The organism is Desulfovibrio sp. (assembly GCF_047607245.1).
In the GTDB taxonomy this organism is placed as follows: Bacteria; Desulfobacterota; Desulfovibrionia; order Desulfovibrionales; family Desulfovibrionaceae; genus Desulfovibrio.
In genome coordinates, this window is record NZ_JASGDK010000152.1 from 1 (window position 1) to 2,633 (window position 2,633).

General features: G+C 59.4%; 2 protein-coding genes and 1 pseudogene. All 3 read right to left on the reverse strand.

Annotated features, from left to right (window positions below; all coding sequences use genetic code 11):
• The coding region (locus tag QM579_RS11710; RefSeq protein WP_414999322.1) for an AIR carboxylase family protein at window positions 1-345 on the reverse strand (345 nt) is incomplete at its 3' end.
• A gap of 74 nt (window positions 346-419) precedes the next feature.
• A complete protein-coding gene (purD, locus tag QM579_RS11715) occupies window positions 420-1,706 on the reverse strand; it encodes a phosphoribosylamine--glycine ligase (RefSeq protein ID WP_414999323.1) in 1,287 nt (428 codons plus the stop codon).
• Window positions 1,707-1,813: 107 nt separating this feature from the next.
• Window positions 1,814-2,633 (reverse strand): annotated as a pseudogene (locus tag QM579_RS11720) (VCBS repeat-containing protein); the annotation flags it as partial.

Sequence of the window (2,633 nt, forward strand, 5' to 3'; positions counted from 1 at the left end):
CAGAGCCACAGTGGCCACGGGAAATCCGGGGGGCATCTGCACGGTGGAAAGCAGGGAATCCATACCGCCAAGAGCCACGCTGGACACGGGAATGCCTATGACCGGGCGCGTGGTGCGCGCGGCAACGGCCCCGGCCAGATGTGCCGCCATGCCTGCAGCGCAGATGAATACCTGTGCGCCCCCGGCTTCACAATCGCTCACCAGCTTTTCTGTGCGTTCGGGGGTACGGTGTGCTGAACTGACGGTAATAAGGCAGCTTACGCCCAAACTTTTCAGCACTTCCACACAGGGGCTCACCCTGTCTTCATCAGACTGCGAGCCCATCAAAATGACCACTTTCGCCATGTCTTATCCTCTGATTCCAGCCCAAAGGCCAGAGGTGATCTATAGTTCCGGCAGGCCGCGCTTGCGCGCAGGACTTATTTTCCTTTCAGCCGATTGATGCCCTTCTGCCCGATATCCCTGCGGTAGAAACCGCCGTCCATGTGTACCTTTTCAGCGGCTGCGTAGGCGGCCTGCTGTGCGCCTTCCAGGTCGTCGCCCAGAGCAGTGATGCAGAGTACGCGTCCGCCGTTGGACACAAGCATGCCGTCTTTCACGGTAGTGCCGCTGTGAAAAACCTTAACGCCCGGCAGCGCGTCTGCATCGGCAATGCCTGTAATGGGCGTGCCCTTGGCATAAGTGCCCGGATACCCTCCGGCGGTCATGACCACGCCCAGAGCCGTCTTGGCACTCTGCCCGATGCTGGCAGGATCAAGCTTGCCAGCAACGCAGTCCAGCATGATGCGGGGCAGATCGCCCTCAAGCCGCATGAGCATGGGCTGACATTCCGGGTCGCCAAAACGTACGTTGTATTCCAGCACCTTGGGGCCGTCGGCGGTCATCATCAGCCCGGCATACAGCATGCCCACAAAGGGATGCCCGTCTTTGGCAAGTTCGCGCAGGATGGGCCGAACAGTAAGGTCGGCCATTTCCTCAAGCATGCTGTCGGGCAAAACAGGGGCCGGACTGTAAGCGCCCATGCCGCCAGTGTTCGGGCCTTCGTCATTGTCGAAAACCCGCTTATGGTCCTGAGCCGAGGGCAGAGGCACGGCGCGTTCGCCATCGCACATGCACAGGAAGGAAGCTTCCTCGCCCACAAGGCATTCTTCAAGCACCACAAAATCGCCAGCCGAACCAAAGGCGCGGGCGCTCATAATATCATTTACGGCTTGCAGGGCTTCCTGTGAATCTGCGGCCATGATGACGCCCTTGCCAGCGGCCAGGCCATCAGCCTTGACCACCAGGGGCGCGCCCACCTTGACCACATGATTTCGGGCCATTTCCACATCGCTGAACACCGCGCAGTGGGCTGTGGGCACATTGGCCCTGGCCATGATTTCCTTGGCAAAGGCCTTGCTGCCTTCAAGCTTTGCTCCATAGCTGTCGGGTCCGAAACAGGCAATGCCTGCCTCACGCATACGGTCGGTGATGCCCAGAGTCAGCGGAAGTTCAGGGCCGGGCACAACAAGATCAATCTTTTCCCTGCGCGCCAGGTCTACCAGCCCGTCCAGGTCATCAACAGGCACGGGCACGTTGACCGCGCCTTCCCTGATGGTTCCCCCATTGCCGGGCGCGGCAAAAACCGCCTCCACACCGGGGCTTTGCATGAATTTCCAGACCAGGGCGTGTTCTCGCCCACCGGAGCCAATCACCAGGATGCGCATGCCGTCTCCTTGACGTGTACTGAATAAAAGCAAAGCCCCGAAAAGGGGGCTTTGCCAAGGGCGGACAGCCCGCCGCAGAACGCGTGGGCTGTCCGCGCCCGACGTTCTTAGTTGGGACTCACTTCAAAATCGCTCATATCAGCCGGAACGTTGGGGTTCGTGGCCGAAACGTCCAGCGGATAGGCCGTGATCATGCACTGGCGGCTGCCAACGCCGAGGTCCGGCGAAGTGTTCAGGCCCACCACAAGGTCAAGAACACCGTTATTGGTCACGTCAGCCAGGTCCACAGCGGCGACGGAACCACGGATGCGGCGCGTCTTCCATTTGAGGCCAAGGCCAACGCCGTCCCAGTACAGGGAGTGAATTTCACCCTGCGGGAAGTAGCGGTAACGGTCGAATATCTGCGAAGCCGTGGAGATGGGCTTGTTGATCAGCAGGGTATATTCGCCGGTATGGCCGATGTCGGCAGTAATCATGTTCATAGGCGCATAATACTTGCTGGGCAGCTGGTAGTTCTTGTCCACGCCAAGTCCGGGCATGCCCTTGTAGTGGTCCATGCCGGTGGCAGAGCCTGAAAAACGCTCCATCGTGGTGTGAATAAGCGTATTATTGTTACCCTGGAAGACCTTGAGGCGCTCGTCGTCAGTCAGCATGATGAGCTGATCGCCCTTGCCGGCCTTGCCGCCGGGCAGCCATGCAATGTTAAAGACAGTGGCGCCAGTGGGCAGGTCAAGCCGCGTGCCGAAGGTGTATTTGCCGCCGGTTTTCACCATTGTGTACACGCCAGGGGCAAAAAGCTTGAGCGAATCCCAGCCCTGACCCACAAGCGTGGGAGTGAAGGTGGGGGGCAGACGCACCACGCTCACATAGTAAGGAATGCGCTCCGATACCTGCGTGAACTTGTTGCCCTTGAAGCTGTAAAAATAG